The following is a 14,174-nucleotide window of genomic DNA, read 5'->3' as shown; positions in this document are numbered from 1 at the left end:
TAACCTTCATATTCTGTGAATTGGAAGGTTTTTCGTTATTTAGTTAGATGTTGCTTCTAAGCAATATCTTGGAAAGTGGTTCTATTTTTTAATAGGGCAAAAATCCAATGTAAAAGCTTATTTACACAAGCAATCACTGCTACCTTAAAAGGCTTTCCTTCTTCACGCTTCTTGTCGTAAAACTCACGCATTCGTTTGTTTCGGGGAATGATTTCATCCGTCGTTTTCTGTTTGCGACAATCGCGTATGGCACATCTAACAGCCATATATAAGGCGTGACGAAGCCTGCTGGATCCCCTTTTTGTGATTCGATTCTTGGTGGCAGTAAACTTGCCAGATTCGAAAACACTAGGGTCTACTCCAGCGAAAGCCACGAGCTTTTTAGGATCAGTAAATCGATCTATCTCCCCAATTTCAGAAATGATCGTTGCCGCGATCTTTTCACCGATACCAGGGATAGATTTGATAATATTATATTCTTCAACTTCTTTAGCGAGGGCATCTATCTCAGACTCCAATGTGGATAGATGCTCTTTGTATTGAAGAATAATATTAATATACATACCTAAGCTTAAAATATGACTCTGATAGACTGTCTTTTCAAAGGGATTGCGAGCTGCCGCCTCTTTTAGTTGTAACGCTTTTTCATTGGCCCATCTGATTGAGCGACTTTTACATAATTCCTTAATTCTATTTGAGAGTACTTCATCACTAGCCTTTACTATGTCTTCAGATGACGGAAACTCCTTTAACGTTAAGAGTGATACCACAGAGTATAAATCACCGAACACTCCCCGATATTCAGGGAATACTTGATCTAGAATAGCCTGGAACTGCAGCTTTGTCTGAATCATGACTCCTGTAATATTTTCGTGTTGTCTTGTAAGATTACGAAGGTTTAAAAGCTGAACTCCTCGCTTTTTATACGGCTCTAACTCCTCCTTGTAAAACAACTCGCAGAGGTGGTAAGCATCAACGGCATCTGTCTTTACTTTCCTTAAACTTGAACTTTTCGCCTTGTAGGAAATTAAAGGGTTAATAATAATTAATAAATACCCACGTTCCTCTAGATAATGAACAACGGGTGTTTGATAGTGTCCAGTAGCTTCAAGAATAACTGGAGGTTTTAGACCGGATTCTTTTTGTACTACCTCTAAAAACTCTCCAAGTAAATCAAGACCCTGAAGTGTATGAGCTACTTTAAAGCTCTTACGGAATGGTTTGCCTTTATCGACAAAAGCTTGAACCTGACTTTCCCCCTTAGAAATATCCAGACCAACGACTGGATTCATTCATAACCATCTCCTAATCTTTTATTTTGCCGGTACCCCTTATTCTCCTTGCAGTGTCACAGCTTCGCTTGTTATACGAGATCTATGTCCCAACCAGCCTCAATCATGTTTCTACAAGTAGGGGGCAAACTGTTTTGTTGACGGGATCCAAGTCCCACGGGCAGTTACGTTTTACCCCGGCTACCGTTATAATAAGACCATATAAAAAAAGGTCAACCAGAAATATTTGCATATCTGGATGACCTTATAATACGAACGAAGCAGGTTAGTTGAACAAGGTATGAGGTGTTCATAGATGAAAATTAAAAAGTTCTTTAGGGGATTAATCTTTAAAAAATATGATGAATTTGCTTTGGAAATGGGCTTCCAAGACTGGACGGCAGCTTATTATAACACTTTTTTTATTTTCCGTATTCCTGAAGATGCCCAATGGAATGCAACGGAGTTACCCAATAGGAGTTGGGCAGTTTGGAATGACGAAGGTCAACCACCTTATTCTTTTCAGGTTTTTACGACTTGGGAAGAAGCAATACTCTTCTTACGTAACTTATTTGAACAAGAAAATTATGAGGATCACGATTGGGAGCCAGAAGGATTTGAACCTGGAGAGAATGTGTTTATAAAACCACCTGATAAAAACAAAAAGGACGAATGGAATTTTTCTTAATGATTCTGCATAGTGGTTGTTGTACTAACGAAGCAGGATAGTTGAATAGCAAATGTAAGAAAAGAGACATAATTTTATTAATATTTCCACTCCTACAGGATTATAATTTGTTTAATTATTTCCTTTTGGAAGGAGCAGGAATATGAATGAAATCCAGGCTTGGTACGATAATGCTTACGACGAATGGGAAAGGTTACAGCGTCATAAAATTGAGTTTGACATAACCAAACGGTATCTTGATGACTTTATCAAAGGAGATAATTTGGAAATTTTCGATATTGGTGGCGGTCCAGGTAGGTATGCTATGTATTTAGCAGAAAGAGGTCATAAAGTAACTCTTTTAGATTTATCAAGTAAAAATATTGAAGTTGCAAAAAGAAAATCGTTTGAAAAAGGTATTGCCTTAGAGGGTTATATACACGGGAATGCGTTAGAATTGGAGGAGTTTCAGCATCATTTCGATGTCATTCTTCTAATGGGACCGTTATATCATCTGACCGAGGAAGCTGATAGGAGAAAAGCTGTTGAAGGGGCATTAAAACTATTGAAGCCAGATGGGATTATCATTGCTTCGTTTATTTCCGTATATGCTCCACTTCAAGATTCATTATTGAACTTATATCCCATCGAATCGGTTCAAGGGTTACTTGGATATTTGCAGGATGGAGAAAATAAGGATGGAAAAGGCTTTACAACGGCTTATTTCATCAATCCTAAAGAAGCTAAAGAATTTATGAAAAGCTATGGGTTGAAGGAGTTAATATTTGCAGGAATTGAAAATATTTTAGGGTGTAAGGAAAAAGAAATAAATTTATTAAATGAAAGTGAGTACAGAAAGTGGATAGAAATAGGTTATCATCTAAGCACTGATGAAAATCTAATTGGTACAAGCCAACATTTTTTATATATTGGACGTAAAGAAATTTTGTAATGATTAACCATAGGGGTGGATTGATCCAATCAGGATTACCGCCCTTTTTTGTTCAAACTCTTATTGAACACATAGGGAACCATTCCTGAAAAACTAACTTTGTGAAAAAGTGCACTTAAACTATAGGGTGCTTATGCTGAATAAAGACAAATAAAAAAACAGTACAAAAACCATAAGAAAAAGGCAGCTAATTAGCTACCTTTTTTTGTACGATTTAATATGTTAAATACAAGGTTAATTCGAGTTTTCTCCTGCAAAACGGGACCCGTTAAGAAATTCCCCCAGCTTCTTCATACTGCGGTTGAGGAGATTCTCTGAAAACCCCATTGTTTCCTATGTGTAAACCGTACATATTTAATGACAAGCTAACTGTTCAATAAGTCATTCACCATTACCATGTATGGAGTTTTATCGTACTTGTTATAAAGCCCGACAGAAAGCCTGGCCGGATCACCGAAGAAGAACCGCTCGTAGATTGTTTCTCTTCCTGCAAAGGCACTCGAGCACATATCCCACACTAATCTGAACAGTTGAACCCTTTCTTCAGCTCCGGCATCAGCTCCCTGCAGATACAAATCAAGGTCAGTCCTTACCTCAGAATTAAAGTCATTGCTTGTCGGGATAGTGATGGTTCCGCTTGCGCCCAGTATTTGGAGGATTTCAACAAACCTTGGGTATAGCTTCGGGAACATGAGACTGGCCGCAGAGAGAGGGTTCGCATCGGGCACCATCAGTCCAGCTTTATTTTGTTCCGCCTGCATTTCTGATGACAGAAGAAGTCCCTTCAGCAGTTCGACACCGCAGATAATTTCACTGATTTTTTCTTTTACATGATGGTATTCACCAATACCGATCATTTCCGTAATTAATTGGGCAGTTCCCAGGAAGAACTGGGATTTGGTTAACTGCCTGGATAAGGCTTGATGATATAAAAAAGAATTAAAATTTGTTTCGTTAAACAATTGGATGGCTGCATTTATATCTTTATATAGGAATACCCTTTCCCAAGGCACAAAGGTGTTATCGAAAATCACAATTGTATCCATTTCTTCAAATCTGGATCCAAGCGGATGGTCAAAATGGGATTCATTATAAACGAAGGATTCCCGGCTGACGAACTTTAGATTTTCAGCGCTGCTCGGGATCGAAAAGGCGTAAACATAATCCTCTTCAATGAATTTCCCGCCAGCCGGCAAAACCATCAGCTCATCCGTGATCCCTCCCTGCGTGGCCAGTAGTCGCGCACCCTTTATGAAAATTCCTTCGGAGGACTCCTTGACTGCCCGAGCGGAAATAGGCTGAGCTTTATCTTCAAGATACCCAAGCGAACGGTTTACCTGCGGGGTAACGTAAGTATGAGAGAGGGTGAGGTCATTTTCTCGTGCATTTTCATAAATGGATTTTATATTTAGCCCTAATTTGTTTTTTCCTTCAAAGAAATGTGCAGAGGCACTAAGAGCCATTAAAGCTGTATTCATGTAATCAGGCGTCCTGCCCATCATTCCCCCTGTCAGCTTTGCCCACTCCTGGGTGGCAAGTCTCCTAATTTCCAGGTCCTCTTTTTTGATGGGGTGTTGAAAAGACCTGCCAACGCGGTCACCAGTCGATGGAGAACGATATGTCATAAGCTCCAATTTTTCCTTTTCCAGCTGAAAATCATATAAACGCGCCTTACTGCTGATTACTCCCTTAAAGGCAGGATGAGCTGTTATGTCTCCCGTGACTTTATGGCCATCAAACCAAATATTGCTGTTTAAATTGCGGATTCTTTCTTTAAGCTGCGCTCCATTGATTGCAGGCATGCCCCTCACTCCTGACTCTTATTGCTTTTTTACCGCCATGCCTATATCTATTCATGTTTCCCAGCAGTATTGCATGGATTATGAAAAGAAGCATGTTGCGGATTGAAATGACTGAAAATGAAAAAAGACCTCCATAGAGGCCTTTTTCACACGTTAATATTTAGGTTGTGCTTTATTGTCACCTGCAGGGTAACCTGAACCGAATGAATCTAAACCGGTGTAACCGTAAAATGGATAGCCATCTTCCTGATACCCAGCTCCGCCTGGTGCTATTGGGTAGCCTGAACCTGGAAAGCCTGGTGCACCCACTCCTGGATAACCACCTAAACTGCCGCCTGGGTAACCGCCAAAACCTGCTCCAGGATAACCTCCAGGGGGAAGATAAGGTCCTCCTGGAAAGCCTGGTCCAGGAAAACCAAAAGGCGGCGGAGGGGGTGGCAGTGGACGGGGAGCTGCCAGGGCTCCGCCAAGAAATCCACCCGCTAATCCGCCTAAAAACGGCAACCAGCCAAAACCAGCGCCAAATCTATAATCATGTCGTTGATAACCATTCATATATGGATACATATTTAAGAACCTCCTCTTCTCCTATGTTTATGCATGTTCCATCAATTTTGTCTGGGCCCAGTATACGCAGCCTTCTGTTCGTACCCAAAAAAATTGAGTAACCCAATCCTGATGAAAGAAGGAGGTTTATTTTTACTTAAGCGGCTTAGTGGATTAAATATTCAACTCCATCACAGTTGAAACAGGTTTGAAACCTAAATTTTCACAAAGGATTCTGGAGGGGTTCCCCTGAAAGACGTTTAGCTGGATCGTCCTGAAACCCATCGCCTTAAACTGATTAATGGCCGCTATTGTAAGGTCCCTGGCAACACCAGATTTTCTGTATTTGGGAAAAACATATACACTAACCAGGGCCCCCATTACCTGATCCTTCACAGTATTATAGTCCGTAGCCAACATAATCCATCCCTTCAGCAGGTTATTTTCTACATCGATTAGAAAATAGCCTCCTTTTTGAAGGACTGGCATAAAAAGATTGTAAGCATTTTGCGCACTGTTTTCCGCATACCCCATGGAGCTCTCTTTCATGACTTTACCGGACAGCTGAATAATATGCATTGCCTCTGTTTGAGTCGCTCTTCTGATACCCATTCAACATACCTCGATTCAAAAATATTATCTTTTAATATATAGAAAAAATATGACCCTTGTGTCTGTCATGGGATACATAAAATAAAATGATAAAAGTTGTTCGTTCTCCATGGTATCTCCCTGAAAAAGCTTGCTCCCAAGGCAAAACTGCAAAAAAGCCTGACTATCCATTTAGGGATAGTCAAGCTTTGAGTTATGTTTTATAGATCTTAAGGAAGCTTCCACGCTACATTATAGTCATTTTCCCCGCCATAATACTGCCAAATTTGCGCCTTCTCGGTTGTTCCCGGGAAATTGCCCCAATCAGGATTGCTGATTGTTAAATCTTCAGGAATGTCCCCAGGGTAATAGGCCACCCAGTAAGCTCCCGGCGTGCTTGGTGAAAATTCTCCCATTGAAACTTCCCAGCTCCATTTTGAGGAATAGGTACCAGGCTTAACGCCTTCTTCATATTGATTCAGATAATTGACAAAAGCGGTATAGATCGCCTGATTGTTTGCATAGTCATACTCCTTCGTACCAGTTGAAGCCGGTTCTACATCAATAAAGATAACAGGTCTTACTTTCGAGCCATAGACACTTTTCATAGCCTCATAGGTTTCCAGTGCCAATTTAGCCTGCTGCACTCCCCACTCACTCGCAGAGATACCTGCCGGAGCTTGTTGGATTCCAGTTAAAAACCAGTAACCGTAAACATATGTAGCATCCTCTGCTCTGGCACTGCTGAAGAATTTCCCACTGCCTGTGCTTGCATCAAATTGAACCACGCTGCCATATCCCAACTTCCCGAGGTAAAAATCATCCCCCGAAGGATTCGGAATTGCGGTAGCTGAATCAGTTCCATAATAATATTCCGTCTGTACTTCAGTTTCTTTCTCTTCTTCCGTTGGGCTATTGGCAAAAATGGCTGAGTTTTCGGCAGCATGCATTCTAGCATTTTCACTGGCATGCAGACCTGCCTGCGATTTGATGACTTTATTCTCTTTCTTTAGCTGGGCATCAGCCTTTTTAGACTGTGAAGGATCCACAGCCTTTTCTGCTGTTTCAGTCTGGGTATCAGCTTCAGGCTTTGCTTCTGCCTTTGGCGCAGTTACCTCTGGTTTGGCTTCTGCTGTAGATGCAGTTACCTCCGGCTTTGTTTCTTCTTTAGGCTGGACAGTAAGCTCGGCCTTTTTAGGAGTTGCCGAAGTGACAGAAGAAGCTTTTTCAATTCCCTGGAGATTCTGCATGTTGTTTGCTTGGTCAGGTGCAGCTGCTTCAGTGAAATGGCCTCCTGAAATGATACCAAATGACAATACTGTGGTTGCGACGAAAGTTTTTACCAGTTTCTTTATGTTTTTCATTCTCATTTTGCTCCCTTTTACTATCGTTTTTTTAGCTAATTAAGCAGTAAACGTTAAGAAAAAAGGAGCTGCCTTTGGCGGTGGTGAAGGTGGGGCATTGATCCATTGATGAAAGTAATCTGCCTGACACGAATGATAGATACGGCCATGATTCCCACCAAAGTATTCATTCCAGTCAAACAAACCTGCAATAAAACTTATCGGGCCTGCCCCCGCATTGTTTTGATCGTTTGATTGCCCTCCAGGCGATTGTGTTCGTTGTGGCGGATTACTCGCCATCTCAATAACTCTAGGATTCTTCTTATTATCAGAAGGAGTTTCCTGTTCGTCCTCTATTAAAAGTTCCTCCGCCAAATGCATAGAAGTGCGTCTCTTTTTTGAACCTGCAGGCTTTTCGGGTTCTGTAAAACTTTCTGGCCTGGCATTTTCGCCTGAAGTTTCGCTGTGTTCATCTGCCTCGTAAATCCTTTGGCTAGGAGGAAGCACTTTTGACGCCTTCGTAACCTTAACAGTGTTAAGCTTTGTCGGATTTAGTGCCTGGCTTTTTTCCTTTATAGCAGGTTCAGGAGGTTTTCCAGCCTTTTGCTTCTTTTTTATAGCAGGATTAACCTTTTCCTTACTCCTATTCACCTTCTCTGGTAACTGTTGAACAGGTTTAATAGATTTCGGCGGCCGGGCGTCAGGTTTCGGTACCGGGTTCGGACCCGCCAGTTCTGGCTTCTTATCTACGCTGTCAGGTTTAACGGTGACTGCTTTATTCGTTGCCTCCGGAGTATCAGCTTTGCGTATAACTTGAGTATGTACTTCAGATTTTTGAGGTACCGGCTGACTCGCCGACCCATTTTTCTCAGCAAATGTATCATTCGGTAAGAAAGAGGCCGCCCCTAAAAAAACACCCATTAGAATAAAATGCCGGATGCGCACTATCTCACCCCCTTCCAGAAGCAGGGATTCATCACTTCCATGGAGAGCATTCGACAAGGTTATACAATTTTTTGTCGGTTGTTTGCTCCTTAAAAATGAAAGAGTGCTTTTAACCCAAGCTGTTTCTGTCAGGGTTGAGTCCTTTTTCCTTGATTATGGGACTATTTGTATTGTCGAATTGGAGACTGGCGCTGTTACCTTCGAGGATGTTACTTTTTCTATTAAACTTCTTTTCCGATTTTAAAAAGACTTCCCTAGCCTTTCCAATTTTTTGGCTGGGCTCGCAAGAAGGTCTGCGAATGGAGAATTTAAAAGATGTGAATTAAAACAAGCATTAAGGGGAATTGCAAAAGTCATGGGGGACTTATAGAAAAAGCTATTCGGCTGCATAACTGCTGGCAGTATGTTGTTTATCAAATTTAACAAAGATAATTGGACTGATATATTACTGGGTAAAGGTTTTTGAGGACATAACTAAGATACCTATAGTTATTCTCACTTTGAACAGTCGAGAGTATGTGTGCATTCTCATAGCTCTCTGTGAATGAAGCAATAAACTTAACCTTTGCCTTCATAGCTGCCATTCCCTGTACAAATACACGGGGTGAACTATGTGTTATTTTATCCTCATTGTAACGGTCTCCATGAATAAAAGTATCATTTGTTGTATCATACCTCTCATAAGGGAAAACCTGGCTGCCCATAAGAATCAGGATTAGGCATGTAATATATCTCATTTTCATTCATTCCACCTCCTTTATGAATGTATTTTTTTTAAATATCCTTTTCATTTCCTGCATTTTTAGCTTTCAGATTTAACAACTTTTTTCTTTTCTGTTGTTCCAGTCCATTTGAAAATATTATTAAGGACTTTATAAATCTTCTTGCTTTCCTTTGTCATCAACGGTCCAAGTATCGCCAATATAAGAACATAAAGAGCAGTAAAAGGGGTTAAGATTGGATTCAAACCAGCAGCAATCCCTAAATTGGCTACAATGATGGAAAATTCGCCTCGTGCCATAATGGTTAACCCAATACTAGTAGAAGCTTTATGAGATAGGCCAGCCTTTCTTCCAGACATCATGCCCGCAGCAAAATTCCCGATTATCGTAATGATGGCAGCGCCAATTGCCAACCAAATTGCATCTGCTAAGGTGGATGGATCAATACTTAATCCAAAGCTGAAGAAGAAAACCGCCCCAAAAAAATCACGAAATGGTACAACCATGTGCTCGATTCGATCTCTGTGTTCCGTTTCAGAAAAAACCAGGCCTAATAATAAAGCACCGATTGCCTCTGCTACATGAAGTGTTTCAGAAAAACCAGCTACGAAAAATAGCGTAGCGAATATGACGATTATGAAGATTTCATCTGACTTAATGTTTAGCCATTTATTTAGCAGTGGAGCACCTTTCCGTGCAATAATGAAAAACACCAGCATATACCCCACCGAAATGAGTACAGAAGTAATGATTCCCCATGCTGAAGTTGATCCTGCCAGTAAAACCCCAGACATTGTCGTTAGAAATAGAGCTAAAAAGATATCGTCAAATAAAATGATGCCAAGTATGAGTTCTGTCTCAGGATTGGCGGTCCTTTTTAAATCAACGAGAACCTTTGCGACAATTGCACTTGATGATACACTGAGAAGCCCTGCAATTATAAGCGTCTCCATCCACGGCATCCCGACAATATAACCATAGAAAAGACCTAATACAAAGTTGATCGCTACATAGATACTACCGCCAACCGCGATATTCCGACCTGATTTCATCAGCTTGCCAACCGAGAACTCCAGTCCAAGGTAGAAAAGCAGGAAAAGGACACCTATCCGGCCCAAAAATTGAATGATATCGCTGCTTTCGATAAATCGCAAATCGATAATTCCAAAGTGCGGAGCATGCGGGCCCACCAGCATACCTAAAATAATCAGAAATGGTATGATAGAAAACTTGAGTTTGTTGGCAATGATTGAACCAAGAGCCACCAGGATTAGCGCAGTTCCTACTTCTAATACCAAATGGTTCATCAATTATCCCCTCCCCTGGTTGTCAATAAATTGTTTATAACCTCTTTTAACTTGTCCCGATCCCCCGAGATTACCAATGTATCACCTAATTCAATAACCGTATCCGGTCCCGGATTCTGAGATTTTTTAGTTGATCTTTTCTTAATGGCAATAACAGTAACTCCATAATTGCTTCTTATATCAATCTCTCCAATGGTCTTATTGATTGCAGGTGCGTTTGGTTCTACCTGATACCACTCGACAATGATATCATCAAAAGCAAAATCCACTTTTTCCAGCGCTTTAGGTTTATATGCCATTCCGCCTAAGATACCTGCAATCTGCCTTGCTTCTGAATCGGTAAAAGTAACATTGCTGATCACTTCTTCATGGTCATCTTCATCAAAATGATAAATCTCCCTGCGCCCATCATCATGTATAACAACAACAAGCTTATCTTGATTTTTAGTAATTATTTCAAACTTGTATCCAATACCCGGAAGTTCACTTTCTCTAATATTCATTTTCCATTTCCTCCTTTAATTACGTTTGAAGTATTTTAGCAATTGATTTTTCAGATAGATAATAAGCCTTTTAGGGCCGTCTTAATAGCCGTCACTTACCGTATTTCCAAGAACCCTTGGAGTTATACCTTCAAAGAACTCAGTCCAGCATCCCCTCCCAATTCAAAACTAAAACTGCATTTCCCCCTTTCACGTAATGTTACATAATACTATTATATGATGTTATTATGTAACATTCAAACCAAAGCCCTTAAAGTTGTTGTTTTCTTAAGAATTATTGACAGTATCCCGAAAGAAAACGAAATTTTGCAATTCTGTAACCATACGTTCAATGATTTTAATAATGAGTAAAAAAGTGCACAAAAAAAAGCATAAGCCTGCCAGATGGCAAACTTATGCTTTGGGTGACAATAAATGTGACTTAAACTAAAAGTTTGCCAACCATTAAAGCAATATGCTTCCAACCCTTGATAACACTGAATTTCCGGTCAAGAATTATCCGTTTTTGCCCATTACGGTAGAGCAATCCAAGCACTTTTTTTCCTGGTTTAAGAGGTATTTGGTGTTTTTCGGCACTATTTTGTTTTATTTATATCACTTTGGCAACCTTTTGATTTACATAAACCACATATAGTTTATACATTTGATTTCATTTGGTTTCTTAATTCATCTCTCAACAAACCATATCTAATTAGACGCATAAAAAAATCTAAGAAAGCTTCATTGGACCAGCTAAAAGGTTTATCATTTTTCAATGTGCCTAAGTATATCTTCGTCATATCAGGTGTAACAAAGTCTGGTTCACTTTTGTAAACATAATTAAGCACAAAACTATACTTTACTCCACCCGACTTTCCAATTGCCATCTTTCCGTTGTGCTGTATTCTAAAGGTATCATTATCATCAATTATACTGTGTGTTTTTATTTTGAGTTGCAAGGAATTATGGCTTCTAATGTCATCATCTATTGCAACAAGTAAATAACCGTACATGATAGCAAAGCTTATTATTGAATGGTCCCCTTTATTGCTTTCAATAATGATTGATCTATAATCACCTGTCCAATCAAATCCCGCAGCATTCCCAAAGGATGTATAGCGTATTCCTATATCCTCTATGACTTTTATTCCATATCTTTCAAAAACAGGAAATGGCTCTTTTATATCCCAAAGCGTTTCCTGTAAATTAATAATGAGTTTATTAAATTCCTTTGGTGTATCACTACCTATAATACTTGAATACCTCAATAGAGTATCTTTTGAATTAACTTTAGAAAAATCTGTTCTCTTCCAAACGTCTATATAAGGCTGTTGAATCTTTATATTTTCTTCTGACAATAATTCACCATAGCTTGGAAGGTTGGAGACTTCTTCATAAGAATCGTTTTCACTTTTCCATTTTTCAATAACTAATTCCTCTCCATTTGTCACCATTATATACTTAGCTTGAATAGTATCAGCATAATAATAAACTTGGGTAAAGACTTTATCTATAAGAGGGACTCCCTTTGCTTTACACTCAATAACTAGTAAGGGCACTAAAATATTCTCTTCATCTTCATAATAAACAATAATATCTGCTCTGCCCTTTGTCCCCTTAATAAAGTAGCTCATTGGAACTTCCGTTTCTATCATTTTTTTTGGAACCTTCATTGTTTCTATTATAAAGTTAAGCACACTCTGTCGTACTTCTTCTTCTGGAGTAAGGTATAAAAGTTTATTTCTTGTAGGGTCTAATATACAAGGCCTATTATTTTTTGTATATAACTTTCCATATGGGATACTGGATATGTTCAAGGTCATTTTATAAACACCTTTAAATTATATTTTTCTAATACTCAATAGCTATACCATGTACTAAAGAAAAAGTCCCGCTGACTTTACTGCTACAAGTTACGAATTGACTTTTTAGTTTAGTTTATTGTTAGACTTAATGTTGAAACTATCAAAGAATAGGTAATATTAGTTTGCATAGTATAACTCAAGTAATTTATCAACTTCCTTATTAATAACACTTTGTTTATTGAAAGATAGTAAATCGTAACACCAATATATTGTCCTGATTTTATCATCATCTATATTTTCATTAATTCCGCCATTCTTTATAACCTTTTCCCATTTTGTTTCTTCATATACAATATACTTTAACCACCAATTATCAATAGACGCTTTAAGATTTTTATTAAATGTAGGAAAAATCATAACACTGCTTATAAATGTCGGTGGTAAGTCTATATAATCACCATGAAAGAATTGAATATTGACAAAGAGGATTTTTTTTACCACGTTTTTATCAATTTCATTTTCTAGTGCATATTGCCTTGAAATGTATTGCGGAAAAAATGTACGATAATCAACCATTGATTGGTTAATAGATTTACTAGTTTCAGCACCTAACCAGTTTCCATTCAATGGTTTAAAACCCTTTTTTGAAAGGGCAGTATCCAAATCTCTTAACATTAAAATAGCATTGTTTATTGTATGCCTTACATTATTTATAGAAGTTATAATTGCTGTGTTATCAACCATTTTTTGTTCCTCCATATTTCCAGCAAATATTATTAACCTGCTTAATATCCCACTCTATAAATTCGCTTGAAGTTGAATAATCATAGTTTAAAACCTTTACAGGCACTATCTCCTGTTGATACCCATTAAACCCTTTAAGCCCTTTCTTCTCTAGTATTTTTTTTAAATCAGTTAATATTAAAATATCTTGACTAGTGTGAAATTTTGTTGTTTTATTAATTATTTTATGTATTTCTCTCCAAGGTAACCAATAAATATTCTCCTTAGGAAAGCAAGGTACTTTTACATGATTTAGACTTTCTAAAATTTTTGTTGAAGGAAAATAAGTATGGTTTGTAAGGTATAACAATATTGGTTTTTTTATTTTTTTCTTGTTTAAATTGAATAAATGAAAACATATATTTTTATGTAAGTCCTCAATTTCTCTAGCGAGTTGATCCCTCTGCCCATTACCCCTGTCTTGAAATTCAATACTAAGATCTTCACTGCTTGACTTATCTGACCAAAACTTAGCTTCTATGCAGATAAGATACTCTGTTCCATCTACAGTCTTTAAATAAAGTAATACATCTGGCTCTGATGCTTCAAGTTTGGGCCAAAAAATATAATCACTTTCTTCGATTTCTCCTGCAAACTTCAAATTTTCATGACCAATATTTATAGAGGACTCTAACACCGCTTGAATGTATGAGGGACTAGACAGATATTGAAAAACGCCAATTGTTGAAGACGTTAATATATCTTCGTAATTTTGAAGCTCTGACGGAATCTTTCCCTTTAGTTCAGCTACAAACATAACGACCTCCTTATTATATAAAAAGTGGATTGATCTCCCCTTATCTGCTGTGAGATGAGTATCAACATATACTATACTCTGTTAGATAAGAATCTCTACTATGGTTAAGCTACCTAATTGATCAAAGTTTCCTTGAACTGTACAGTATCATTTTTTAAATCAACCATAATTGTATACAACAATACAGGTTACTTGTTGTTT

14 protein-coding genes are annotated in these 14,174 nt (G+C 38.4%); 2 read left to right on the top strand and 12 right to left on the bottom strand.

Annotated features, from left to right (window positions below; genetic code table 11):
* Window positions 1-56 precede the first annotated feature (56 nt).
* Entirely contained in the window at window positions 57-1,292 is a 1,236-nt protein-coding gene (locus B5X77_RS08160) for an IS110 family RNA-guided transposase (protein WP_079506939.1), read from the bottom strand.
* Between the two features lie 295 nt (window positions 1,293-1,587).
* Here B5X77_RS08160 and B5X77_RS08155 point away from each other — a divergent pair, with 295 nt between their 5' ends.
* Entirely contained in the window at window positions 1,588-1,959 is a 372-nt protein-coding gene (locus B5X77_RS08155) for a hypothetical protein (protein WP_176167266.1), read from the top strand.
* 142 nt (window positions 1,960-2,101) lie between these two features.
* Window positions 2,102-2,890 carry a class I SAM-dependent methyltransferase gene (locus B5X77_RS08150; protein ID WP_079506937.1) on the top strand — a complete coding sequence of 263 codons (789 nt, stop codon included), beginning with the start codon at window positions 2,102-2,104 and terminating at the stop codon, window positions 2,888-2,890.
* A 365-nt stretch (window positions 2,891-3,255) separates the two neighbouring features.
* On the opposite strand, the gene hpaB is transcribed toward B5X77_RS08150, so the two are convergent.
* The 11 genes from hpaB to B5X77_RS08095 all read right to left on the bottom strand — a co-directional run bounded on the left by hpaB (window position 3,256) and on the right by B5X77_RS08095 (window position 13,973).
* The gene (gene hpaB, locus B5X77_RS08145; protein ID WP_079506935.1) at window positions 3,256-4,692 is read right to left on the bottom strand and encodes a 4-hydroxyphenylacetate 3-monooxygenase, oxygenase component; all 1,437 of its coding nucleotides are present in this window, start codon (window positions 4,690-4,692) and stop codon (window positions 3,256-3,258) included.
* 153 nt (window positions 4,693-4,845) lie between these two features.
* Window positions 4,846-5,259, bottom strand: coding sequence for a hypothetical protein (locus tag B5X77_RS08140; protein ID WP_079506933.1), 414 nt, complete (start codon window positions 5,257-5,259; stop codon window positions 4,846-4,848).
* Window positions 5,260-5,412: 153 nt separating this feature from the next.
* Window positions 5,413-5,850, bottom strand: a complete 438-nt coding sequence (locus B5X77_RS08135; protein ID WP_079506931.1) for a GNAT family N-acetyltransferase — start codon at window positions 5,848-5,850, stop codon at window positions 5,413-5,415.
* Between the two features lie 209 nt (window positions 5,851-6,059).
* A complete protein-coding gene (locus B5X77_RS08130; protein WP_079506929.1) occupies window positions 6,060-7,193 on the bottom strand; it encodes a glycoside hydrolase family 25 domain-containing protein in 1,134 nt (377 codons plus the stop codon).
* 39 nt (window positions 7,194-7,232) lie between these two features.
* Window positions 7,233-8,117: a hypothetical protein gene (locus B5X77_RS08125; protein ID WP_079506927.1), complete on the bottom strand. Its 885-nt coding sequence runs from the start codon at window positions 8,115-8,117 to the stop codon at window positions 7,233-7,235.
* Window positions 8,118-8,536: 419 nt separating this feature from the next.
* On the bottom strand, window positions 8,537-8,860 hold the full coding sequence (locus B5X77_RS08120) for a hypothetical protein (RefSeq protein ID WP_079506925.1): 324 nt from the start codon (window positions 8,858-8,860) through the stop codon (window positions 8,537-8,539).
* Between the two features lie 59 nt (window positions 8,861-8,919).
* Window positions 8,920-10,146, bottom strand: a complete 1,227-nt coding sequence (locus tag B5X77_RS08115) for a cation:proton antiporter (protein WP_079506923.1) — start codon at window positions 10,144-10,146, stop codon at window positions 8,920-8,922.
* Window positions 10,146-10,649, bottom strand: coding sequence for a cation:proton antiporter regulatory subunit (locus B5X77_RS08110; RefSeq protein WP_079506921.1), 504 nt, complete (start codon window positions 10,647-10,649; stop codon window positions 10,146-10,148). Before B5X77_RS08110 ends, B5X77_RS08115 begins: the two co-directional genes overlap by 1 nt.
* A gap of 635 nt (window positions 10,650-11,284) precedes the next feature.
* A complete protein-coding gene (locus tag B5X77_RS08105; protein ID WP_079506919.1) occupies window positions 11,285-12,451 on the bottom strand; it encodes a type I restriction enzyme HsdR N-terminal domain-containing protein in 1,167 nt (388 codons plus the stop codon).
* A 159-nt stretch (window positions 12,452-12,610) separates the two neighbouring features.
* Window positions 12,611-13,177, bottom strand: coding sequence for a hypothetical protein (locus tag B5X77_RS08100; RefSeq protein ID WP_079506917.1), 567 nt, complete (start codon window positions 13,175-13,177; stop codon window positions 12,611-12,613).
* Window positions 13,170-13,973, bottom strand: coding sequence for a hypothetical protein (locus B5X77_RS08095; protein ID WP_079506915.1), 804 nt, complete (start codon window positions 13,971-13,973; stop codon window positions 13,170-13,172). Before B5X77_RS08095 ends, B5X77_RS08100 begins: the two co-directional genes overlap by 8 nt.
* Window positions 13,974-14,174: the final 201 nt, after the last annotated feature.

This window comes from Mesobacillus jeotgali, assembly GCF_900166585.1.
Classification (GTDB): Bacteria; Bacillota; Bacilli; order Bacillales; family Cytobacillaceae; genus Mesobacillus; species Mesobacillus jeotgali_A.
This window is presented reverse-complemented; position numbering and strand designations above follow the sequence as displayed.

Coding starts and splice junctions, on each gene's coding strand:
- B5X77_RS08160 (WP_079506939.1), bottom strand. CDS start 1,292: ATGAATCCAGTCGTTGGTCTGGATATTTCTAAGGGGGAAAGTCAGGTT.
- B5X77_RS08155 (WP_176167266.1), top strand. CDS start 1,588: ATGAAAATTAAAAAGTTCTTTAGGGGATTAATCTTTAAAAAATATGAT.
- B5X77_RS08150 (WP_079506937.1), top strand. CDS start 2,102: ATGAATGAAATCCAGGCTTGGTACGATAATGCTTACGACGAATGGGAA.
- hpaB (WP_079506935.1), bottom strand. CDS start 4,692: ATGCCTGCAATCAATGGAGCGCAGCTTAAAGAAAGAATCCGCAATTTA.
- B5X77_RS08140 (WP_079506933.1), bottom strand. CDS start 5,259: ATGTATCCATATATGAATGGTTATCAACGACATGATTATAGATTTGGC.
- B5X77_RS08135 (WP_079506931.1), bottom strand. CDS start 5,850: ATGGGTATCAGAAGAGCGACTCAAACAGAGGCAATGCATATTATTCAG.
- B5X77_RS08130 (WP_079506929.1), bottom strand. CDS start 7,193: ATGAAAAACATAAAGAAACTGGTAAAAACTTTCGTCGCAACCACAGTA.
- B5X77_RS08120 (WP_079506925.1), bottom strand. CDS start 8,860: ATGAAAATGAGATATATTACATGCCTAATCCTGATTCTTATGGGCAGC.
- B5X77_RS08115 (WP_079506923.1), bottom strand. CDS start 10,146: ATGAACCATTTGGTATTAGAAGTAGGAACTGCGCTAATCCTGGTGGCT.
- B5X77_RS08110 (WP_079506921.1), bottom strand. CDS start 10,649: ATGAATATTAGAGAAAGTGAACTTCCGGGTATTGGATACAAGTTTGAA.
- B5X77_RS08105 (WP_079506919.1), bottom strand. CDS start 12,451: ATGACCTTGAACATATCCAGTATCCCATATGGAAAGTTATATACAAAA.
- B5X77_RS08100 (WP_079506917.1), bottom strand. CDS start 13,177: ATGGTTGATAACACAGCAATTATAACTTCTATAAATAATGTAAGGCAT.
- B5X77_RS08095 (WP_079506915.1), bottom strand. CDS start 13,973: ATGTTTGTAGCTGAACTAAAGGGAAAGATTCCGTCAGAGCTTCAAAAT.